Source organism: Halomonas sp. HNIBRBA4712 (assembly GCF_043558675.1).
In the GTDB taxonomy this organism is placed as follows: domain Bacteria; phylum Pseudomonadota; class Gammaproteobacteria; order Pseudomonadales; family Halomonadaceae; genus Vreelandella.
This window is the reverse complement of record NZ_JBIFXR010000004.1, coordinates 123,619-145,413: the sequence shown is the minus strand read 5'-3', so window position 1 is coordinate 145,413 and position 21,795 is coordinate 123,619. Positions and strand designations below refer to the sequence as shown.

The following is a 21,795-nucleotide window of genomic DNA, read 5'->3' as shown; positions in this document are numbered from 1 at the left end:
ATGCGTCTGCACGTTATCGGTATCTGTGGCACTTTCATGGGCAGTCTTGCGCTATTGGCGCGCGAGCTCGGCCACCGGGTGAGCGGCTCGGATGCCAACGTCTATCCACCCATGAGTACACAGCTCGAGGAGGCGGGTATCGCCCTGATCCAGGGCTACCGCGCCGAGAACCTGACGTCGGATATCGATCTGGTCGTGGTGGGCAACGCGCTTTCGCGGGGTAATCCCGAAGTCGAGGCGCTCTTGAATCTGGGCCTTCGCTATACCTCCGGGGCGCAGTGGCTCGCCGACTACGTGCTACCCGGGCGTGAAGTGATCGCCATTGCCGGCACCCACGGAAAAACGACCACCGCGAGCCTGCTGGCCTGGCTTTTGGAGAGCGCGGGTCAAGCGCCCGGTTTTTTGATCGGTGGCGTGCCGCGTAATTTCGGTGTTTCGGCACGGCTGGGTGCGGAGGGAGCGCCCTTCGTGGTCGAAGCCGACGAATACGACACGGCGTTTTTCGATAAACGTTCCAAGTTCGTTCACTACCGCCCGCGCCTGGCCGTGCTCAATAATCTCGAGTTCGACCATGCGGATATCTTCCCGGACTTGGCCGCGATCGAGCGTCAGTTTCATCACCTGGTGCGTACCGTACCGGGTAACGGCTTGCTGCTGGTGGCGGATCACCAGCCGGCGCTATCGCGGGTGCTCGACATGGGCGCCTGGTCGCCGACGGCGTTTTTCGGCAGCGATCCGGCAAGCCCCTGGCGCTACCAGCTGGAGCAGCCGGATGCCAGCCGTTTCAAGGTCATCGTCGAGCGGGATGGCCGCGCCGAGGATGGCGTGGTCGAGTGGGAGCTGACCGGCGAGCATAACGCTTGCAACGCGCTCGCCGCACTCGCCTGCGCCTATCAGCTGGGTGTGGACCTGCCCCGGGCCTGTGCGGCGCTTTCGCGCTTTCAAACGCCAAGGCGCCGCCAGGAGGTGCGCGGTGAAATCGGCGGCGTGCAGGTGATCGACGATTTTGCCCACCATCCCACGGCGATCGCTGCCACGCTCAAGGGGCTTCGTGCCGCCACGCCCCGGGGGCGGCTTCTGGCGGTGATCGAGCCGCGCTCCAATACCATGCGTCTGGGCGCGCTTCGCGAGCGCTTGAAAACCTGCGTGGAGGATGCCGACGCGGCGTACTGGTTCGAGCCGGAGGGCCTGGGGTGGTCGATGGCTTCGCTGGTCGACGCTGACAAGGCGGGCGGGATCTATAGCGATATCGATGCGCTGGTCGAAGCGGTGGTGGCCAGCGCCTTACCCCAGGATCGGATCGTCGTGATGTCCAACGGCGGCTTCGCCGGTATTCACGAGCGCCTTCTCGGCGCGCTGACCGCCCGGGAGGATGAATGCAACCGTTAGAGCAAGGCAATACGTTCAAGGCGCCGGTTAGCGTGGCGCTCACTGGCGCTTCCGGCGCCCAGTACGGGCTTCGATTGATCGAGGTGTTGGTGGAGGCGGGCCACGAAGTGTGGGTCATGATCTCCAAGGCGGCGCACATGGTGATCGCCACCGAGACCGATATCGATTTGCCGGCCAAGCCCGAACGCTTGCAGGAAGCATTAACGGCGCTTAGCCGGGCGCAGGGCGGGCAGATTCGCTGCTTCGGGCGTGAGGACTGGATGGCCCCGGTGGCCTCGGGCTCCGGCGCACCCTCGGCGATGGTGATCTGTCCGTGCTCCACCGGCACGCTCTCGGCGGTCGCCACGGGGGCGAGCAACAACCTGATCGAGCGCGCCGCAGACGTGACAATCAAGGAGCGGCGTACGCTGATCATGGTGCCCCGCGAAACCCCGTTTTCCGCGATTCATCTCGAGCACATGCTGACGTTGAGCCGGCTGGGAGCGGTGATTCTGCCCGCCGCGCCCGGTTTCTACCACCGCCCGGACTCCGTCGACGCGCTGATCGACTTCATCGTCGCACGAATTCTCAATCAGCTTGGCATCCATCACCGCCTGATGCCGCGCTGGGGTGAGCAAGCGCCGAATTCCTGATCCATACGCTATTTATCATTTACGCACCTAAGGACCCATTCGTATGCTCTCCTGGGCGACGCTTTCCGTTTTCATACCGACCTTTCTGTTCGTGTCGCTGACGCCGGGCATGTGCATGACGCTGGCGATGGTGCTGGGCATGACCCAGGGCGTGAAGCGCACGCTCTGGATGATGGCCGGAGAGCTTGCCGGCGTCGGACTAGTGGCCGCCGCCGCCGGGGCGGGCGTGGCGGCGCTGATGCTCAAGCAGCCGGCGCTGTTCACGGTGTTCAAGTGGGTCGGCGGGGCGTATCTGGCGTACCTGGGCGTAATGATGTGGCGCTCGCGCGGGCGCATGGCGATCCCTTCGGACATCGACACCGGTCCCGCCGCCGGGCGGGCGCAGCTCGCAGCGCAAGGGTTCGTCACGGCGATCGCCAACCCCAAGGGCTGGGCATTTTTCGTCGCGCTGTTGCCGCCGTTTCTCGATAGCACGCGCCCCTTGGGTCAACAGCTGGTGGCGCTGATTGTGGTGATCCTGACCATCGAATTCATCAGCCTTCTGGTCTACGCCACCGGCGGCAAGACCCTGCGCAAGACGCTGGGCAAAAGCAATAATGTGCGGCTGATGAACCGCATCGCTGGGACGCTGATGATTGGTGTAGGGGTCTGGCTGGCGCTGGGCTGACGGGTCAAACCGGCGGAAAAAAGCCGATGCGCAGGCCCATCAGCACGACGGTGACCCCCAGCAAGAAGGCCCACGGGCAGGGCGAGAGCGGTGCGCGCGGCCGGCTTTGCCAGCCAAGGCGCGCCAGGGCGCAAACCGCAAGCCCCAGAAGCGCCCCGCCGATCAGATCGCTTAGCCAGTGCACCCCGAGCAGCAGGCGCGAAAGCGCCATTGGCATGATCAGTATGATCGCCGCCCAGTAGACCCAAAGCCGGCGCCTGGCCGGACATTCGGCGGCGATGAAGGCGGCGGCCAGGCCTACGACCACGACAAATCCCGAGGTATGGGCACTGGGGTAGGAGAGCGAACCTGTCAGGTAGTCCGGCGTATCGGGCCGGGCGCGGCCGAACGCTGCCTTGCCGAGGGTATTGAGCAGCGCAACCCCGCCAAGCGCCGCCGCCCAGCAGCAGAGCACATCGAAGCGCCGCTTGAGCAATAGCCAGGCCCCGTAAGGAAATATCAGCACGACGATGCCGAGCTTGTCGCCGAGCTTGGCAAAACCAAGGCTCACCCACAAAAGCGGCTCGCTGCGCAGCCAGTCAAAAAGTCGCTGGGTCTGCAGGTCGAGGGCCAGCGAATCCGGCGACTCCAGCACGTAAAGCGTCCAGGCGCAGAAGCCGGTCAGACTCAGAACCAGCAGCAAAAGCGAGGCCAGCGGCACCTCGCCGCTCTGGCTCATCGCAAGCCAGGGGCGGCGCACGAAAGGCAGGCGCCGCGCGGCGCGAGCGCAGGCGAGATAGAGCCTTCCGTGACGGCCCACCTGAACGCGCCCCCAGGAGAACAACAGCGCCAGCACCACAAAAATACCGGCGAGTACGAACAACGCGGTCTCGACGTTGGCGGGAAGCTCGAGATAGCGCTGCCAGGTGTGGCCGAGCAGATACCCGGGCAGCACGTAGGCCGGCGCCCAGATCAGCGCAGAGCTCACGTTGGCCCACAGGAAGGTGCGCGGGCGCATACGCATCATGCCCGCCACCAGTGGAATGATCGGGCGAACCGGGCCCACGAAACGGCCGATGAACACCGAGTAGATGCCGTAGCGCTCGAAAAACCGCGCCCCGCGACCCAGCCACTCCGGATGCTGAGCCAGCGGCCAGCGGCTCGTGACCTGCTCGCGGTGGTCATAGCCAAGCTTGAAGCTCGCGCCGTCGCCCACCACTGCGCCGAAAAACGCAGCCAGCAGGAGCAAGAACATGTCGACGTCCTGATGACCCGCCATCGATGCGGCCACGGTGACCAGCACTACCCCGGGCACCAGCAGACCCACCACGGCCAGCGATTCGAGCATGGATACCAGAAAAACGATCAAAATCAGGGCAAAAGGGGAAAGCGAAAGGTCCAGCAACTGCTCGGCTAGCGGCACAAATGACTCCGTTCATTCATGGGGTGGGCGCCTTGAGCGTCTTTGAGAAACGCGCCAGGCGGGTGACAAACGGCTCGAAGCTCTCCTCGGGCCGCGGCAAGCATACCCCAATGCGCGCCTCCAGGGGGCCGGTTTCGATCATGACGCGCCGCGACAGCGCCCGGTAAAGGCGCTCGCGGACCAGCAGCGCGCCGCTCTCGCTGGTATCGGGCAAAACAAGCCAGAAGGTGGCGCTACTGGCGCGGCCGAGCAGGTCATGATCGCGACAGCGGCTGTTGACCTCACTGCAAAGCGCCGCCAGAAGCGCCCGCTTGGTACCCGAGCCGAACTGCTCTTCGGCCATGTCGAGCTGAGGCAGATGCAGGACCAGCACCGCAAGGCGCTTGTCGAGCAGCCGCGCACGCTGAAACTCGTTGCAAAGGCGCTCCTTGAGCGTGTCGATGTGGTAGGCATCGCATTCGCTGTCGTTGGGGTCCGAGGCGCGCAAGAGCGCGTGACGCCGGGCCAACTCCCAGGGGGGGAGGGCGAACATCAGGAGAATCGCAACGTAGCCAAAAGGAAACTCGAGCATGGCGCTGTCGATCGGCGGCAAAAGCCACCATAGCGGCGTGAACAGCAGCGTCAGACAGAGCGCGCTCCAGTGGGGCAGTAAAACGAACGAGGCGGCCACGGGCAGGCCGAGCCAGAGCAGGGAGTGGGTCAGCTCGAAATGGAGCGCCGAACAGACACAGATATAGGCGCTGCTCAAAAGAATCGCTCGGGGTCCGTAGGGCGAGAACGCCTGGCCGCAGTGAAGCAGCAGTGCCGAAACCAGAAACAGCGTGATGAACAGGGGTACCATCAGCTCGCGGTAGTAGCCCATGGCGTAGAGCCACAGCGTGTAGAGCGCGATGAGCACCAGACAGGCGGCGTAGGTCAGGCTCATCAATGCCCGCGGATGCTGTAGCCAGCGGGTCATACGCTGTACCCGGGCAGGCCGAAGCGCTCGGCGAGTGACTCGAGGCTCAACGCGTCGGGCGCGAGCTCGCAAAGCGGTACATGCTGGCACTGGATACTGCCGTACAAGGCGCTCTCGATCTCCTGGCGGCGTTTGGTCGCGCCCTCGCTATCGCGACACAGCAGCAGCACCGCTAGCCTTGACCCATCGAGGCGGTACACGCTTTCGAAGTCGTGGGTTAGTGCGCAGAGCTCCTGAGCGCAGCTCCAGAGCTTTTGGCGTTTGACGTGAACGATCACCACCTCGGCGTGGATACTTTCGCGCCTGGCGCGTATCTGCTCACGGCTCAAGTCACGCACTAGCTGCTCGCCGGCCCACAGATTGAGTCCGGGGATCAGCCGCAAACGCTGGCGAATGGCACCGTTGACGTTAATCAGCCGGCGGCTCTGGATATAGGCGAGTAGCGATACGATCCCCAGCGCCAGCAGCAGCATCAGCGCCTGGGCGAACGGCGTGGTAATGGCGATCAGTGCCCAGCTTGCAAGTGCGCCCAGCGCGTTGCAGGCGAGTACCCGGCGGGATTGGGGCAGCATGAAAAACGCCGCCCACACCCAGATCAAAGTGTTGTGACGCTCGGGAGCGGCAGCGATCAAGCCCAGCAGCAGCGCGCTGGTCGTAAGCTGCCATAAGACGTGACGCGAATAGCGCAGGGTGAAATCGAGCAGTGCAGCGGTGATGAAAAGCCAGATCGCGCCGACCCACAGGGCAGTGGCGGCAAGCCAGGGGGCGCCAAAGGCCCAGAGTGCGAGAGCCAACGCCGCCAACAGCAGGTTGATTCGCAAAAAACGTACCTTGTACTCGTTTTCCATAGTGACTGACTATCGGCCCGGTTCGAGATAGTGCCCGTCGCATCAGAATGATAGCGACAGCGGCGCAGGTCAGCGGCGCACGAAAATTCAGTATAACGTTTAGTGTATTTTTTGGGTGGATGTTAATGTTATGAGTTGTTTCTGAACCCCCGGCCGGCGCGGACTCAGGCGAGTCCATGGTAAGCGCCTGGCCTTCTTGCAGAAAAGTCGATCGACTCCGGGAGAGAGCATGAGCGTTGCGCGCGCCGATTCTGATAACGCCCTGACCACGCTGGCCAGCACCGATGTGCCTGCCTACATGAATGAGCTTGGGCGAAACGCCCGCGCCGCCGCGCAAGCGCTGCGCCTGGCCGATACCGGGGTCAAGAACCGCGCGCTGACGGCGATTGCCCGCGAGCTTAACGCCGCGCGGGCCACACTCCTGGGCGCCAACGCCGAGGACATGGCACGCGGCCGACAAAACGGCCTCGACGCGGCGCTGCTCGATCGACTGGCGCTCGATGAGGCGCGTATCGATGCCATGATCGAGGGCCTTACCCAGGTGGTAGCGCTGCCCGACCCGGTCGGCGAGATCAGCGCCATGAACTACCGCCCCTCTGGCATCCAGGTCGGCAAGATGCGCGTGCCGCTGGGCGTGATCGGTATCATTTATGAGTCGCGGCCCAACGTCACCGTCGAGGCGGCAAGCCTTTGTTTGAAGTCCGGCAACGCGTGTATTCTGCGCGGCGGCTCCGAGGCCCGGGCCTCCAACGCTGCGCTTAATGCGTGTATCGCGGCCGGGCTTGAAAGCGCGGGGCTTCCCGCCAGCACCGTACAGGTGGTGGCGACGACTGACCGCGCCGCGGTTGGTGCGCTGATCACCATGCCAGAGTTCGTCGACGTGATCATTCCCCGCGGCGGCAAGTCACTGATCGCGCGCATCGCTGCCGAGGCGCGGGTGCCGGTGATCAAGCATCTGGACGGCGTCTGTCATGTCTACATCGATGCCACGGCGGACCCGACCAAAGCGCTCGCCATCGCTGTCAACGCCAAGACGCACCGCTACGGCACCTGCAACACCATGGAAACGCTGCTGGTCGACGCCGCCATCGCCGATATCCTGCTGCCGGAGCTTGCTCGCGCGTTTGCGGAACACTCGGTCGAACTTCGCGGCTGCGAGCGCACCCGGGCGCTGCTCCCCCAGGCGCTCGAGGCCACCGAGGAGGATTGGCAGGCCGAGTATCTGGCGCCGATTCTCGCCATTCGCGTGGTCGATGGCATTAAGGAGGCGATCGCCCATATCGAGCGCTACAGCTCCCGCCATACCGATGCAATCGTTACCGAAGACTATTCGCTTGCCCGGCGTTTCATGGCCGAGGTCGACTCGAGCTCGGTGGTCGTCAACGCCTCGACCCGCTTCGCCGATGGCTTCGAGTACGGACTGGGCGCCGAGATCGGCATTTCGACGGACAAGCTCCACGCCCGCGGCCCGGTAGGGCTCGAGGGGCTGACCACGCAAAAATACATCGTGCTCGGCGAGGGGCAGGTTCGCCAATGAGCGGCGTTGACCTCGCCGCATCTTCACTCAACAAGCAGCCGGTGAAAATCGCCATGCTCGGCGGCACCTTCGACCCGGTCCACCTGGGGCACCTGCGAAGTGCCCTGGAAGTGAGCGAGGCGCTGGGGCTCGACCGGTTGCACATGGTCGCCGCGCCGCGGCCGCCGCTTCGCGGCGAGCCGACGGTGGCTCCCGAGGAGCGCTTTGCACTGTTGAAAGCCGGGGTTGGCGATACGCCGCATCTGATCGCCGACGACCGCGAACTCAAGCGCGCGGGTCCCTCCTACAGTGTCGATACGCTTGCCGAACTTCGAAACGAGTACGGGCCCAGCGCGCGGCTTTGCATGGTGATCGGCTTTGACACCTTTCTGCGCCTGGCCGAGTGGCGCGAGCCTGAAAGGCTTTTTGAGCTGGCGCATCTGGTCGTCATCGCGCGGCCCGGTTTCGAGCAGCCGCGCTACAAAGCGCTCGAGGAACTGGTGGGCCAGCGCGAAGTCGACACCGTGGCCGAGCTGATGGCGGCCCCCGCCGGACGGTTTCTTTCACTTTCGCTCGACACCCGCATAGCGATCTCGGCCACCGAGGTTCGCGCGCGCCTTGGCGAGGGCAAAAGCGTGCGCTATTTGCTGCCCGAGGCCGTCGAAGCGCAAATTTTTGCCCGCGGGCTCTATCAAAGTCGCTAATAGCGCTGGTAGTCGCTAAAGAAGCCGTTACAATGGCCGGCTATTTCGTGTCCAAACGAGGTTGTTTCTGGAGTCATGCACATCGATACACTGAAGAATCTGGCGATCGACGCGCTGGAAGAGCTCAAGGCCCGCGACATCACCCAGCTGGATGTCTCCCAGCTGACCCAGGTCACCGACCTGATGCTGATTGCCAGCGGTACATCGACCCGTCACGTGTCGGCGCTGGCGCAGAACGTGGTGGAAAAGGCCAAGGCCGCGGGTATGGCGCCCCAGGGCGTGGAAGGCGGCGACAACGCCGACTGGGTGCTGGTGGATCTGGGTGACGTACTGGTTCACGTCATGATGCCCGAAGCTCGCGCGCTGTACGATCTGGAGCGCCTGTGGGCAGATCTACCGAGCGACGGCGGTGAAGAGCTGCTCAACGAAGCGCTGCAAAACCCCGACCAGCGCATCACGATGTCATGAGTGCGGTAGGCACCAGCGCATGAAAGTAAGGCTTCTCGCGGTGGGCACCAAAATGCCCGGCTGGGTCGAGGAGGGCGTTCGCACCTATCAAAAGCGCTTGCCGCGGGAGTTCTCTCTCGAGATAGAGGAGATCGCGCTTGGCGCGCGGGGCAAGAATGCCGACATCGCGCGGGCCAGAGCGCTGGAAGGCGAACGCATCCGGGAAAAACTGCGTGGCGATGAACTGATCATCGCGCTCGAGGTCAACGGCAAGTCGCTGAGTACCGAGGCGCTGGCGAGTGAAGTCGGCGAGTGGCGCATGCAGGGCCGCGACATCGCGATTCTGGTGGGCGGCCCGGATGGCCTGGAGCCCGCGGTGTCGGCCGAGGCCCACCGGCGCTGGTCGCTCTCGGCACTCACGCTTCCGCACCCGCTGGTGCGGGTCATGCTCGCCGAGCAGCTCTACCGCGCGTGGACGCTGCAGATCGGTCATCCTTACCACCGCTAGGCGTACCATCGGGCGCTCGCCCGCTCGCGCCCGTGCCAGATTCAAGAGTCGTGTGTTGCTATGCGCAAGCGCCGAGACACGCTGAAAAACGCCGAGCAGGAGCTTCGCATCTTCCGGATCCGGGCGCTGCTGGCCATCGTCTTCGTCATACTGCTGACCGGGCTTCTCACCGGTCGTCTGGCTTATCTTCAGATCGTCCAGCATGAGCTTTACACCACGCGCTCGGAAAAAAACCGCGTCCGCGTCGAGCCGCTTCCCCCCAACCGCGGGCTGATTTTCGACCGTAACGGGGTGCTGTTGGCGGAAAATCGGCCTACCTACAATCTCACTCTGGTACGCGAGCGGGTCGACGATCTGGATGAGACCCTGGCGCTTCTGGTCGAGCTGCTCGAGCTGCCCGAAGAGGAGGTCGACGCCTTCAACGTTCGCTCGCGTCAGCGTCAGCGGCCTTTCCAGCCGGCGCTGTTGATGAGCGATCTGAACGAGGACCAGATCGCCAGACTCGCCGTCAACCGCCACCGCCTGCCCGGTGTAGAGGTCGAGGCGCAGCTTTTGCGCTACTACCCGGACGCCGAGATCATGTCCCACGTACTGGGCTACGTCGGGCGGATCAACGCCGAAGAGCTCAAGGAGCTGGATACCGGGCGTTACGCCGGCACCCACTTTATCGGCAAGACCGGGGTTGAGCGCTTCTATGAAGAAGAGCTGCATGGCGAGGCGGGGTTTCGCAAGGTCGAAACCAACGCCCGCGGGCGGGTGCTTAGAGAGCTTGGCCGCACCGACCCGGTGCCGGGCCAGAACCTGACGCTGACGCTGGATAAGTCGATGCAGGCGCTCGCCTACGAGCTGATGGATGGTCGGCGCGGTTCGATCGTGGCGGTGATCCCCGCCACCGGCGAAATTCTCGCCATGGTCTCGACGCCGGGCTTCGATACCAACCAGTTCGTGACCGGCATCGACGTTGCCTCCTACCGTGCGCTCCAGGAAGATATCGACCTGCCGCTTTTTAACCGGGCGATTCGCGGTCACTACCCGGCGGGCTCGACGATCAAACCCTTCATGGCGCTGGCCGGGCTGGTAGAGGGGGTCATCACCCCGGACAGCACGATCAACGACCCCGGCTACTATCAGCTTCCCAACGACTCGCGGCGCTACCGCAACTGGCTGCGCTGGGGGCACGGGCGGGTAGACATGGAGCGGGCGCTGGCGGTATCCAATAATACCTACTTCTACTCGCTGGCCCACGATCTGGGGATCGATAGCATCCACGAGCAGCTGAGCAACTTCGGCTTCGGTCAGCGCGTCGCGTTTGATGTGCAGGGCGAAAGCACCGGGCTTCTGCCTTCCCGCGAGTGGAAGCGCGCGCGCTTCAACCAGTCCTGGTATCCGGGGGAGACACTATCGGTGGGCATCGGCCAGGGGTATCTGCAGATCACGCCGCTGCAGCTCGCCAGCGCTACCGCCACGCTTGCCAACCGCGGCCACTGGGTCAAGCCCCACTTGGCGCGCCAGCTCGGCGGCGAGCCCATGCCCGACGTGCTGCCGAATACACTCGAGGATATTCAGCTTTCCAACGATAGCTGGTGGGATCGGGTTTTCAGCGGCATGGAGAAAGTGCTTTCCGGCAGTGAAGGTACCGCGCGGCGCACCGGTGTGGGGCTCGAGTACCGCATGGGCGGCAAGTCCGGCACCGCCCAGGTCTTCTCGCTGGGCCAGGATCAGCGCTACAACGCCGATGAGCTCGAGGAGCGCCTGCGCGATCATGCGCTGTTCATGGCGTTCGCACCGATCGAGGATCCGCAGATCGCGGTGTCGGTAATCGTTGAAAACGCCGGCGGCGGCAGTACCCACGCCGCACATCTGGCCCGAGCCATGACCGACGCCTGGATTCTGCGCGATCAGGCGCCGAAGGCCGACGAGATACTCGAAGAGATGGACGATGATAGCGTACGCGTAGAGGGCAACTGATGACGACCTGGCCACTTCCCAGAAGCTTTCGCCGCCACCCGGTGCGCCCACCGGACAGTGGCATCGCTCGACGCAAGAGCCTCTGGGAGCGCTTGCATCTGGACCCCTGGCTTCTGATCATGCTGCTGGCGCTAATGGCCGGCGGGTTGATGGTGCTCTACAGCGCGTCGGGCCAGCGTATCGAGGTGGTGATCGCCCAAGCGACGCGCTTTGGCATCGCACTGACCGTCATGTTCGTTATCGCCCAGCTTTCGCCGACCACCTTTTTGCGCTGGGCGCCGCTGGTCTACGGCGTAGGGCTTGCCATGCTGCTGGCGGTGGAAATTGCCGGCGATATCGGCATGGGGGCCAAGCGCTGGCTCGAGATTCCCGGTGTGATCCGCTTTCAGCCCTCCGAGATGATGAAGCTCGCCGTACCATTGATGGTGGCGGCCTACCTCACACGCTGCCAGCTTCCGCCGCGGTTTCGCGATATCGCGGTGTGCGCGGTAATCATCGGTGTGCCGGTAGTGCTGACCGCCATTCAGCCGGATCTTGGCACCTCGCTTCTGATCGCCAGCGCCGCGGTACTGGTGGTGCTGCTCGCTGGGCTTTCCTGGCGGCTGATCGCATTCATCGCCGCGCTTGCCGCCGCGGGGCTGCCGCTTTTATGGATCAACATGCACAACTACCAGCGCCAGCGCGTGCTGACCTTTCTCGACCCGGACAGCGACCCGTTGGGCTCGGGCTGGAACATCATCCAGTCGACCACGGCGATCGGCAGCGGCGGGGTATGGGGCAAGGGCTGGCTCGAGGGCACCCAATCCCAGCTCGAGTTTCTGCCCGAGCGCCATACCGACTTCATCATTGCCGTTCTCGGCGAGGAGTTCGGGCTGGTGGGCATGCTGGTGCTGCTCGCGCTCTACACGCTGATCATTTGCCGCGGGCTGTGGCTCGCCGCCGGGTCCCAGGCGACCTTCGGACGACTTTTTGCCGGCAGTATCATCCTGACGTTTTTCATCTACGTGTTCGTCAACGTGGGCATGGTCAGCGGTATTCTGCCCGTGGTGGGCGTGCCGCTGCCGCTGGTCAGCTACGGCGGGACATCGAGCGTGACCTTGCTGGCCGGCTTCGGTATTCTCATGTCGATACACGCCCACCGGCGGCTGCTGTCGCGCTAGCGGCGAATGATTCAACAAGGAGTGGTGGTAAATGGGCAGGACCGGACACAGCGTCAGCGGCGCGCTTTTGGCGCTTGCGATGGCCGCGACCCCCGCGCTAGCGGAGGATATCTCGTCGACTGACGCCGCACCCAGCGAGGCAGTCGCAAGCGCGACCTCCTTCGACCCCGCTGAGCACGCGGGGGCGGGCGAGCTGTTCGACGAGCTCGTCGAGCAGGGCATTCCTCGCGCGTGGTTGATTGATGCCTTCGATCACGCGCACTACCGCCAGAACGTGCTCGATGCGATGGAGGGCGCCGCCGAGCGCCGCCTGCGCTGGCACGAGTACCGTGACATCTTCATGAGCGACGAGCGGGTGGCAGAAGGCGCTGCCTTCATCGACGCGCACCGCGACGCCTTCGAGCGCGCCGAAGCGACCTACGGCGTACCGCCCGAGGTGATCGCGGCGATCATCGGCGTGGAAACCTACTACGGGCGCTTCAAGGGCGATCACCGCGTGCTCGACTCGCTTGCTACGCTCGCCTTTTATCACCCCACCCGCGGCGCGTTCTTTCGCGGCGAGCTGGCCGCCTTTCTGGAAATCGCCTACCAGCAGCAGGTCGCTCCGGAAAGTGTGGTCGGCTCCTACGCCGGCGCCATGGGCTATCCGCAGTTCATTCCCACCAGCTATCAGGCCTATGCCGTCGACTTCGATGGTGATGGGCGCCGCGATCTATGGGAAAATCCTGTCGATGCGATCGGCAGCGTCGCCAACTATTTCGCCGAACATCGCTGGCAGCCCGGCGCGCCGATTTATCACGACGCTGAAGGCAGCGAAAGCGCGCGCCAGGCGCTTTCGTTCAACCAGACCCGCGCGCCGAGCGTCACCGCCGGTGAAGCATCCGAGGCGGGACTGGTATCCCTCGAGCCGCTGGCGCCGGAGCGCAAGGTGGTGCCGCTGGCTCTCGAGCTCGCCGATGGCCAGACCCGCTACGGGCTGGGCGAATACAACTTCTACGTGATCACCCGCTATAACCATAGCCACCTTTACGCGATGGCCGTGGTCGAGCTTGCCAACGCCATTGCGAAGACGCTTGAGGGTCAAGGATGAAGGCACTGTTCAAACACGCGCGCATGCTCGGCGCCGGGGCCACGCTGTGTGCGCTGGTCAGCGGCTGTGCAAGCCAGAGCGCTCCACCTACCGTCAATACCGAACGCCAGGCGCCCGAGGCGGCGGCCTCCACCTCGAGCGGCGGCGGCGGGCGCTACGCCATGAGCGGCGACGCCTACCCGCTCGAGCCGCCGGATGTGAGCCAGGTGCCGGACGCGCAGCCGCGAATCGAAGAGCCTTCGCGGGCGGGCAATCGGTCGACCTATCAGGTGTGGGGAGAAACCTACCACGTGCTGCCGAGTGCTTCAGGCTACGCCCGTCAGGGCACCGCCTCCTGGTATGGCGAGAAGTTCCACGGCTACGCCACCTCCAACGGCGAAATCTACGACATGTACAAGATGTCGGCAGCGCACCGTTCGCTGCCGCTGCCGACCTTTGCGCGTATCACGAGTATGGATAGCGGCAACTCGGTGATCGTGCGGGTCAACGACCGCGGCCCTTTCCATAGCGACCGCGAGATCGATCTCTCCTACGCCGCGGCGGCGCGCCTCGGCATTCTGGACAACGGTACCGGCGCGGTACGCGTCGAGGCGATCGACCCCCAGCAGTGGTTGGCAAACCGTGGCGGGGCGGCGCAGCCCGCGCCGAGCCCGACACCGGCACGCCCCGCAGCGCCCGCCCAGCCGGTGCAGGCCGCCGCGCCAGCTCCAGCCCCTCGGGCGCCCGCCGCCGCGCCGGCACCGGCGTCCCGGCCCAGCGGCGACGAGATATTTTTACAGATCGCCGCGCTCGGCAGTGAAGAGAGCGCGCGCGAGCTTCAACAGCGCCTGGGCGGCGAGCTTTTACACTCGGTGCGGGTGATGAGCGATGCCAACGTACACCGCGTCCAGGTGGGGCCGATGGCACCGGCTCAGGAGCAGCAGGCCCGGGCGGCGCTGAATCAGGCGGGCTTCCCCCAGGCCTTCGTTGTGAGATAATCGGTTTTTTCTGATTGCTTTCGTTTTTTCGACGTTTTTTATTGATGCAAGTGAGAAGTGAGTGATGACTATGTTGAATGCGTTTCGCCGTACCGCCCGACTCTGCTTGTTCGCTACGGTGACCGCAGTGGCGCTCCCCGCCACGGCCCAGGTGATTCCCCAGCCCCAGACCATTATTCCCGCCGCGCCACAGCTGGCGGCCAGCTCCTGGATTCTGATGGACGCCGATAGCGGACGCATTCTGGTCGAGCACAACGCCGACGAGCGCCTACCGCCGGCGAGTATCACCAAGCTGATGACCGCCTACATGGTCGAGCGCGAGCTCGACCGCGGCACCATCAACATGAGCGACATGGTCAACATCAGCGAAAACGCCTGGCGCACCGGCGGCTCGAAAATGTTCATCGAAGTCGGCGACCGAGTCTCGGTGGAGGATCTGCTTCACGGCATCGTCATCGTTTCGGGCAACGACGCCAGCGTCGCCATGGCCGAGCACTTGGCCGGCGGCGAGGCGCCCTTCGCCGACCTGATGAATCAGCACGCCGACCGTTTGGGCATGCGCAACACGCACTTCGAAAACGCCACCGGCTTGCCCCACGATAATCACTACTCCTCGGCTCACGATCTGGCGCTTCTGACTCAGCACATCATCAATGACTACCCGGAGCACTACGCGATTTACTCGCAGAAAAACTTCTCCTTCGGTGGGATCGACCAGCCCAACCGCAATCGGCTTCTATGGCGTGACCCGACCGTCGACGGTCTTAAGACCGGCTGGACCACTGCGGCGGGGTATTGTCTGGTGTCGTCCGCCAAGCGCGATGACATGCGCTTGATTTCGGTGGTCATGGGCACCAACTCCGAAGAGGCCCGCGCTCAGGAAACCCAGAAGCTCTTGAGCTACGGCTTTCGCTTTTATGAAACCATGAAACTCTACGAGCGCGGCGCCGTGCTGGCCACACCCCGGATCTGGGGTGGCGAGGCCAACGAACTGCGTGTCGGCGTTGATAACGAAGTGTTCATGACGCTGCCGCGCAACCGTAACGAAGAGCTGCGCGCGCGCCTCAACCTGCGCGAGGATATCCAGGCGCCGATCGCCGTGGGCGACGAAGTGGGCACACTCGAGGTGTACCTGGGCGACGAGATGGTCGGAGAGCGCCAGCTTTCAGCGCTGGAGAGCGTCGAGGAGGGGGGGCTGTTCAAGCGCCTGTTCGATCAGGTTCAGCGCTTTTTCAGCGGGCTTTTGAGCCGTTTCACCGACTAAGCGGTCCCGCGAGAAGCGAGAGCGAGAGTCAATGACGCAACTCGAAAAAGGCAGAGCATGAAAAAGGATGCGAACAAGGGGTTTCGCGATATGCGCACGCAAAGCGCCGCCGAACCCCCCAAAATTACCTTTCCCTGCGACTATCCGCTCAAGGTGGTGGGTGACGCGGCGGAGGATTTCGCCGCTAGCGTATGCCAGATTCTGGTGAAGTACGACCCGGACTTCGATGCCAGTGCCATGCAGGTAGTGGACAGCCGCAACGGCCGTTTTCAATCGGTACGTGTTTCGATCAAGGCCACCGGCGAACCACAGCTGGCGGCACTGTTCGAGGAGCTCAAGGCGACCGGCCGCGTGCACATGGTCGTGTAATGAGCACGCTTTCGCCCATCGAGTTATACACCCTGGGCCAGAAGCCCTACGAACCGGTCTGGCAAGCGATGCGTGCGCTCACCGACGAGCGCGACGCGACCACGCCGGACCAGTTCTGGCTCGTCGAGCACGACCCGGTCTTTACCCAGGGTCAGGCGGGCAAGCCGGAGCATCTGTTGATGCCCGGCAACATTCCCGTGGTGCAAACCGACCGCGGCGGCCAGGTCACTTACCACGGTCCCGGCCAGGTGGTGCTCTATCCGCTTCTGGACGTGCGCCGGGCGAAAATCGGCGTGCGCGAGCTGGTCAGCGCGCTGGAGAATGCGGTCATCGACGTGCTCGATGGCTACGGTGTGGCGGCCCGGGCGCGGCCGGATGCACCGGGCGTCTATGTGACCACGCCGCTGGGCGAGGCCAAGATCGCCTCGCTTGGGCTTCGTATACGCCGCGGGGGGAGCTATCACGGCGTGGCGCTCAACGTCAGCGCCGACCTTGCGCCGTTTGCGCGCATCAACCCCTGCGGCTATGCCGGTATGGCGGTGACCAAGCTGCAGGATCTGGTGGCGCTTTCCGACCCGAACGAAGTGGGTGAGAAGCTCGCCACTGCGCTTGCGCGGATACTCGGCCGCTCGCTCGCCCCGGCCCACTTCAAATCGCTCTAGCCGTTGATGGGTACGAAAAAAACGCCTGCCCCGAAAGGGCAGGCGTTTTGTATGCGGATAACGCGGCAATTTAGCCGACGTTGAGCGCCGGAATACGGTTCTCGTCTTCCTGCTGCCCCGGCACCGCGGCGGGGGAGGCGAGCCCCAGATTGTTCTTCTCGAACACCTTGTCGGCGCGGTAGCTCGAGCGCACCAGCGGCCCCGAAGGCACTTCCATGAAGCCCTTTTCGAGGCCCAGCACACGGTAGCGGTCGAACTCTTCCGGGGTGACCCAGCGCTCCACCAGCAGGTGGTTCTTTGTTGGGCGCAGGTACTGACCCAGCGTCACGATATCGACGCCGATCTCGCGCAGATCATCGAAGGTCTGCAGGATCTCCTCGTCGGTTTCGCCCAATCCCAGCATCAGGCTGGTCTTGGTGATCACGTCCGGACGATGCTTCTTGGCGTGGGCCAGCACGTCGAGGGTCTTGCGGTAGCCGGCGCGCGGGTCGCGCACTCGCGAAGTCAGGCGCTCGACGGTTTCGACGTTCTGAGCGAACACCTCGAGCCCCGAGTCGACGACGCGCTCGATGGCGTCAAAACGACCGTCGAAGTCCGGGGTCAAGGCCTCGACCACGACTTCCGGGGTACGCGCCTTGATCGCCCTAATGCAGCTGGCGTAGTGGGCGGCGCCTCCATCGTCCAGGTCGTCGCGGTCGACGGAGGTCAGCACGATGTAGCGAAGCGCCATCAGCTCGACGGACTTGGCGGTGTTTTCGGGCTCTTCGTGGTCGAGCCAGCCCTGGGGATTGCCAGTATCCACCGCGCAAAAGCGGCACGCCCGTGTGCACACCGAGCCCATCAGCATGATGGTGGCGGTGCCGTTGCTCCAGCACTCGCCCATATTGGGGCAGTGCGACTCCGCGCACACAGTGCTCAAGCGGTGAGTGGCCACGTTCTTCTTCACCGCTTCGAAACGCTCGCCGCCGGGGATCTGGGCGCGCAGCCACTTGGGCTTGCGCTCCAGAGCGGGCGACTGAGGCTCTTCGCGGCGCTGCTTCATGCCATCCTTGATGGCAGAAGTGCCGTGCTCGTTACGATATTTCTGGCCGCTGGACACACGCTGTGTGGGGGTATTGCTCATAAAAAAGAGCCTCTCTACTGTGCAACGGGCTGGAACACGATGCGCCCTAAAACTGTGCGCTCCAGAGCTATTCACTCCAGAACTATGCGCTCCTGAGGTGCCGAGCGCCAGAGCCTATGGCTGCGCCGCTTCGAGCGCTATTTTCAAGGCCCTTCAAGGCACCCTGAACGTCCAGGCACTTCGTTAAATACAGATACGCCGTCTCGGATTGGTTCACGCCCCGATACGACGTAGGTAGTACCTCTAATGTAACATATTTGCCAAAGCGCAAAACAGCACGGGTCGGCTCAAGGGCTGATGGCAAAGGGCAGGCATGAGACGCCGTGACCGGGCAGCGGCGAGGCCGGGTCTCGAAAGTAGCGCCGATATTCGGGCAGATGCTCTTTGGTGAAACGCAGGAAAAGCTCGGCCACTGGGGTGGGGAAGCGGTCGCGACGGTTGACCGCGCACCAGCTGCGCCGTATGGGGAAAGCGGGCAGCGCAAGGCTTGCCAGCAAGCGCTGCTCGAGCTCCAGGCGAACCGCTAGCCGGGGCAGTACCGCCACCCCGAGCTTGGCCATCACCCCTTGCTTGATCGCCTCGTTGGAGCCGAGTTCGATGCGGTGGGGAAGGTCCACTTCGCGGTCGGCGGCCAGCTGCTCGAAGGCGTTGCGCACGCCAGAGCCTGGCTCGCGCATCAGGATGAAGTGGCGGGCGAAGTCGTCGAGAGTAGGCTCCTTCATGCTCAAAAGCGGATGGTCGGGCCAGACCACCGCGATCAGCTCGTTATCCAGCAGCGGCGTGACCGATAGTGCATCGCTTCGCGGCACCATGGCCATGATCACCAGGTCGTCGCGCTGCTCGGCGAGACGCTCCAGCGCCTGGCGTCGGTTGCACACCTTGAGCCGAACGTCGATCTCCGGGTAGTGGGCGCGAAAGCGCGCGAGCATATAGGGCACTACATACTGCGCCGAGGAGACCGCTGCCAGGTTGAGCTCGCCTCTAAGCGTGCCGGAAAGATCCGACAGGTTCATCGAGAGCCTGGCCAACTGATGGCTGATTTCCCGTGCCGACACCGCTAGCGTATCCGCTGCGGGTAACACGTGGAGCGTCTTGCCAGCGTAGTGAAAAAGCGGCGCGCCGAGCGCCTGTTCGAGCTGGCGAATCTGAGCACTCACCGCTGGCTGGGTCAAGCCGAGCTGCTCGGCGGCGCGAGAGTAGGAGCGCTTTTGATACACCGCCTGAAATACCTGTAGCTGGCGAAAGGTCAGACGATTGAGCAGACTGGTCGGCGTCATGTGCCCTCGGAAGCGGTGGCCGGCGCCAGGCGCGGGCTTGAAAGCGGCATGTCGCGCCGCGTTTTGACGATGCTATCACTTGGCTGAGGCGGCGTCTTTATCGACGCCCAGCGCGCTTTGATCTAGACTATATTGCGATGCAGCATACCGACGCGCGATGTGGATGTGCGTCATGCACCCATCCATCAGGAGAATCCATGAATTTTCTTGCCAATCCCCTTTTATCGGGTCGCTGGCTCAGTGGTGTTCCCGAGCGCGGTCAACCCGGGGCCCCCTTGCCTGGCCAAGAGGCGCTTGCCAGCGTGATGGACCCTTTCGGTTTCGGCCGTGCAGCGATCAGCTACTGGCGCGATAGCGTCGAGCGCAGCATCCTTTACTGGGACGTCATGCGCATCCGCGGCAACCAGTATCTCGAGCACATGGAGCAGACCAAACCCAGCGTGCTCGGCTTCAAGACCGAAGTGATCATGGACGGGCGTACGTTGGACCGGCCCACCAACTACGAGCTCCTGCGCGTTTTGCCTCCGGAAGGCACCCAGGTTGACCCGCATAAACGCCCCTTCGTGGTGGTCGACCCGCGTGCCGGTCACGGCCCGGGTATCGGTGGTTTCAAGCCGGATAGCGAGCTGGGTGTGGCACTCAAGGCCGGGCACCCGTGCTACTTTATCGGCTTTCTACCTTACCCGGAGCCGGAGCAGACCGTCGAGGACGTCATCGAGGCGGAAGTCGCATTTTTGCGTCACGTCATTTCGCGCCATCCGGATGTCACTGAAAAGCCGATGGTGGTCGGCAACTGCCAAGCGGGCTGGCAGCTGATGATGGGGGCGGCGCTGGAGCCGGACGTGTTCGGCCCCATTCTGATCGCCGGCGCTCCGCTCTCCTACTGGGCCGGCGAGCGGGGCAAGGCGCCGATGCGCTATACCGGCGGCCTTGCCGGGGGTAGCTGGGTCACGGCGCTGGCAAGCGATCTGGGTAACGGCCAGTTCGATGGCGCCTGGCTTGTGCAGAATTTCGAGCGGCTGAACCCGGCCAATACCTTGTGGAAAAAGCAGTACCACCTTTACGCCAACGTGGACACCGAAACTACCCGCTATCTCGAGTTCGAGCGCTGGTGGGGCGGCCACGTGGTGCTGGGCGGCGAGGAAATCCAGTACATCGTCGATAATCTGTTCGTCGGTAATCGGCTCTCTACCGCACAGCTCGTTACCCGCGATGGGCGGCGTATCGATCTGCGTAACGTGCGCTCGCCGGTGGTGGTGTTCTGCTCGCGCGGTGACGACATCACGCCGCCGCCCCAGGCGCTCGGGTGGATTCGCGATCTCTACGAAGGCGAGGACGACGTCGTCGCCAACGAGCAGACCATCATCTACTGTCTGCACGATACCACCGGGCACCTGGGCATCTTCGTCTCCGGCAGCGTTTCGCGCAAGGAGCACTCCGAGTTCACGGCGAACATGGACTATATCGACGTCATGCCGCCGGGGCTTTACGAAACCACGATCAGTCATGCCAGCGAGCGCGAGGATGCCGAGCTGATCGAGCGCGACTACCTGCTCGAGTTCACACCGCGGAATTTCGACGAGCTCGATGAAGAGGTGCAGCATCGCCCCGAGGACGATCGGCGCTTCGCCACCGTCGCGCGGATTTCCGAAATCAATCTGGGCTTTTACCGGCTCTGCCTGCAGCCGCTGATTCGTTCGATGATCACCCCGGAGTCAGCGCGTCTCATTCGCCGGATGCATCCGATTCGGTTGGGCTACCGCTTGATGTCCGATCGCAATCCGCTGACCCTTTTTCTACCCATGATGGCGGACGCGGTGCGTCAGAATCGCGTCGAGGTAGGGGAGGACAACCTCTTCAAGACCTTCGAATCCTTTGCCTCAGATCAGATCGTCGATGGTCTCAACACCTTTCGCGATCTGCGCGACGCCGCTACGGAAAAGGCGTTTTTGACCCTGTTCGGTCAGCCGCAGCTTCAGGCAGCGGTAGGGCTTTACGGCGATGCCCACGTACATCGCCGCCGGCCCGGCGCCGAGCCCGAGCACCTGCGTTTCATTGAATCGCGCAAGCAGCAGCTGCGTGACAAGATCAGCGAAGGCGGCGCTCTCGAGGCGATTCTGCGTTCGATCATCTACGTGCTCGGCGGCGCACCTGCCACCGATGAGCGTAACTTCAAGCGCCTGCGCGCCTCGCGCGCCGAGCTCGAGACGCGCACCACCCTGGAGGAGTTCAAACGCGTGGTGCGCGAGCAGTTCTTCATTCTCAAGCTCGATCGACAGGCCGCGCTCGAGTCGCTGCCGGCTCTGCTAAAAGAAGAGAGCAACGACGCCCTCGACGAGCACTTGAAGCAGCTCGAGCAGGTGTTCGGCGCCAGCGGTGAGCTCAGCGAGCGCGGCGCCGAGCGCTTCGATCAGATTCGAGCGCTGTTCGACAAGGCGCGTACGCAAGCGCCCACAGCCGAGTCAACATCGCCTGCAGCGCTCACCGCTCAGAACGCTTCGAAGGCGAAAGCCGACAGCGCAACAAAGCTCACCACAGCGGATAGTGCGAAAGCCGCGGCGTCAAAACCCGCCGAGCAGGCTTCAAACCAGAGCCAATCGAGCGGTAGCGAAGAAGAAAAAGAGGCTACCCGTGCCGGTACTAACCAGAACGCTTCGAGCAGCGAACAGTCGCCTTCGAGTGTAAAAGAGACGGCGTCAACCAAAACCGGGTCGACCAGAAGCGGCGCCGCCAAACGCAAGACCTCACCGGCGAAGCCACGTAGCCGCCGCTAAAGCCGAGTCAAAAGGGCGTTGTAAGCGCCTGGTAACGCCACGCCTCCGGTTCTGCCGGGG

Annotated in this window: 20 protein-coding genes; 15 read left to right on the top strand and 5 right to left on the bottom strand. The window is 63.7% G+C overall.

Features of this window, described 5'->3' with window-relative positions; all coding sequences use genetic code 11:
- From mpl to ACGK9R_RS10100, 3 genes are read left to right on the top strand one after another with little or no spacing between them, the layout of a single operon-like run.
- Complete coding sequence (mpl, locus tag ACGK9R_RS10110; RefSeq protein ID WP_394580804.1) at nt 1–1,389, top strand: UDP-N-acetylmuramate:L-alanyl-gamma-D-glutamyl-meso-diaminopimelate ligase; 1,389 nt, start codon at nt 1–3, stop codon at nt 1,387–1,389.
- Nucleotides 1,377–2,021: a flavin prenyltransferase UbiX gene (locus ACGK9R_RS10105; RefSeq protein ID WP_394580802.1), complete on the top strand. Its 645-nt coding sequence runs from the start codon at nt 1,377–1,379 to the stop codon at nt 2,019–2,021. Before mpl ends, ACGK9R_RS10105 begins: the two co-directional genes overlap by 13 nt.
- Nucleotides 2,022–2,064: 43 nt before the next feature.
- Complete coding sequence (locus ACGK9R_RS10100) at nt 2,065–2,688, top strand: LysE family translocator (RefSeq protein ID WP_394580800.1); 624 nt, start codon at nt 2,065–2,067, stop codon at nt 2,686–2,688.
- Between the two features lie 4 nt (nt 2,689–2,692).
- On the opposite strand, the gene ACGK9R_RS10095 is transcribed toward ACGK9R_RS10100, so the two are convergent.
- Genes ACGK9R_RS10095 through ACGK9R_RS10085 form a run of 3 tightly spaced genes read right to left on the bottom strand, consistent with a single transcriptional unit; the run spans nt 2,693 to nt 5,869 of the window.
- Nucleotides 2,693–4,090, bottom strand: a complete 1,398-nt coding sequence (locus tag ACGK9R_RS10095; protein ID WP_394580798.1) for a bifunctional DedA family/phosphatase PAP2 family protein — start codon at nt 4,088–4,090, stop codon at nt 2,693–2,695.
- Between the two features lie 16 nt (nt 4,091–4,106).
- Nucleotides 4,107–5,048 carry a diguanylate cyclase domain-containing protein gene (locus ACGK9R_RS10090; RefSeq protein WP_394580796.1) on the bottom strand — a complete coding sequence of 314 codons (942 nt, stop codon included), beginning with the start codon at nt 5,046–5,048 and terminating at the stop codon, nt 4,107–4,109.
- Nucleotides 5,045–5,869, bottom strand: a complete 825-nt coding sequence (locus ACGK9R_RS10085) for a hypothetical protein (protein WP_394580794.1) — start codon at nt 5,867–5,869, stop codon at nt 5,045–5,047. The genes ACGK9R_RS10090 and ACGK9R_RS10085 overlap by 4 nt, the downstream gene beginning before the upstream one ends.
- A gap of 256 nt (nt 5,870–6,125) precedes the next feature.
- On the opposite strand from ACGK9R_RS10085, the gene ACGK9R_RS10080 reads away from it, so the two are divergent.
- From ACGK9R_RS10080 to lipB, 11 genes are all read left to right on the top strand, one after another.
- Complete coding sequence (locus tag ACGK9R_RS10080; protein ID WP_394580792.1) at nt 6,126–7,433, top strand: glutamate-5-semialdehyde dehydrogenase; 1,308 nt, start codon at nt 6,126–6,128, stop codon at nt 7,431–7,433.
- Nucleotides 7,430–8,116 (top strand): nicotinate-nucleotide adenylyltransferase, encoded by a 687-nt coding sequence (gene nadD / locus ACGK9R_RS10075; protein ID WP_394580791.1) that lies wholly within the window; start codon nt 7,430–7,432, stop codon nt 8,114–8,116. The genes ACGK9R_RS10080 and nadD overlap by 4 nt, the downstream gene beginning before the upstream one ends.
- A gap of 75 nt (nt 8,117–8,191) precedes the next feature.
- Nucleotides 8,192–8,584, top strand: a complete 393-nt coding sequence (gene rsfS / locus ACGK9R_RS10070; RefSeq protein WP_394580789.1) for a ribosome silencing factor — start codon at nt 8,192–8,194, stop codon at nt 8,582–8,584.
- Nucleotides 8,585–8,603: 19 nt separating this feature from the next.
- Nucleotides 8,604–9,071: a 23S rRNA (pseudouridine(1915)-N(3))-methyltransferase RlmH gene (gene rlmH, locus ACGK9R_RS10065; RefSeq protein ID WP_394580787.1), complete on the top strand. Its 468-nt coding sequence runs from the start codon at nt 8,604–8,606 to the stop codon at nt 9,069–9,071.
- Between the two features lie 60 nt (nt 9,072–9,131).
- Nucleotides 9,132–11,039 (top strand): penicillin-binding protein 2, encoded by a 1,908-nt coding sequence (gene mrdA, locus ACGK9R_RS10060; RefSeq protein WP_394580785.1) that lies wholly within the window; start codon nt 9,132–9,134, stop codon nt 11,037–11,039.
- Nucleotides 11,039–12,199, top strand: a complete 1,161-nt coding sequence (gene rodA, locus ACGK9R_RS10055) for a rod shape-determining protein RodA (protein WP_394580783.1) — start codon at nt 11,039–11,041, stop codon at nt 12,197–12,199. Before mrdA ends, rodA begins: the two co-directional genes overlap by 1 nt.
- A gap of 31 nt (nt 12,200–12,230) precedes the next feature.
- A complete protein-coding gene (mltB, locus tag ACGK9R_RS10050) occupies nt 12,231–13,289 on the top strand; it encodes a lytic murein transglycosylase B (protein WP_394580782.1) in 1,059 nt (352 codons plus the stop codon).
- Complete coding sequence (locus ACGK9R_RS10045) at nt 13,286–14,266, top strand: septal ring lytic transglycosylase RlpA family protein (protein WP_394580780.1); 981 nt, start codon at nt 13,286–13,288, stop codon at nt 14,264–14,266. Before mltB ends, ACGK9R_RS10045 begins: the two co-directional genes overlap by 4 nt.
- Before the next feature lie 64 nt (nt 14,267–14,330).
- The gene (locus ACGK9R_RS10040) at nt 14,331–15,530 is read left to right on the top strand and encodes a D-alanyl-D-alanine carboxypeptidase family protein (protein WP_394580779.1); all 1,200 of its coding nucleotides are present in this window, start codon (nt 14,331–14,333) and stop codon (nt 15,528–15,530) included.
- 57 nt (nt 15,531–15,587) lie between these two features.
- Entirely contained in the window at nt 15,588–15,899 is a 312-nt protein-coding gene (locus ACGK9R_RS10035) for a YbeD family protein (RefSeq protein WP_394580777.1), read from the top strand.
- Complete coding sequence (lipB, locus tag ACGK9R_RS10030; protein WP_394580775.1) at nt 15,899–16,561, top strand: lipoyl(octanoyl) transferase LipB; 663 nt, start codon at nt 15,899–15,901, stop codon at nt 16,559–16,561. The genes ACGK9R_RS10035 and lipB overlap by 1 nt, the downstream gene beginning before the upstream one ends.
- 70 nt (nt 16,562–16,631) lie before the next feature.
- On the opposite strand, the gene lipA is transcribed toward lipB, so the two are convergent.
- Together lipA and ACGK9R_RS10020 are read right to left on the bottom strand one after the other, a co-directional pair.
- Nucleotides 16,632–17,684: a lipoyl synthase gene (lipA, locus tag ACGK9R_RS10025; RefSeq protein WP_394580773.1), complete on the bottom strand. Its 1,053-nt coding sequence runs from the start codon at nt 17,682–17,684 to the stop codon at nt 16,632–16,634.
- Between the two features lie 287 nt (nt 17,685–17,971).
- A complete protein-coding gene (locus ACGK9R_RS10020) occupies nt 17,972–18,961 on the bottom strand; it encodes a LysR family transcriptional regulator (RefSeq protein ID WP_394580771.1) in 990 nt (329 codons plus the stop codon).
- A gap of 197 nt (nt 18,962–19,158) precedes the next feature.
- Between ACGK9R_RS10020 and ACGK9R_RS10015 the strand changes: the two genes are divergently transcribed.
- Entirely contained in the window at nt 19,159–21,735 is a 2,577-nt protein-coding gene (locus tag ACGK9R_RS10015) for a DUF3141 domain-containing protein (RefSeq protein WP_394580769.1), read from the top strand.
- Nucleotides 21,736–21,795: the final 60 nt, after the last annotated feature.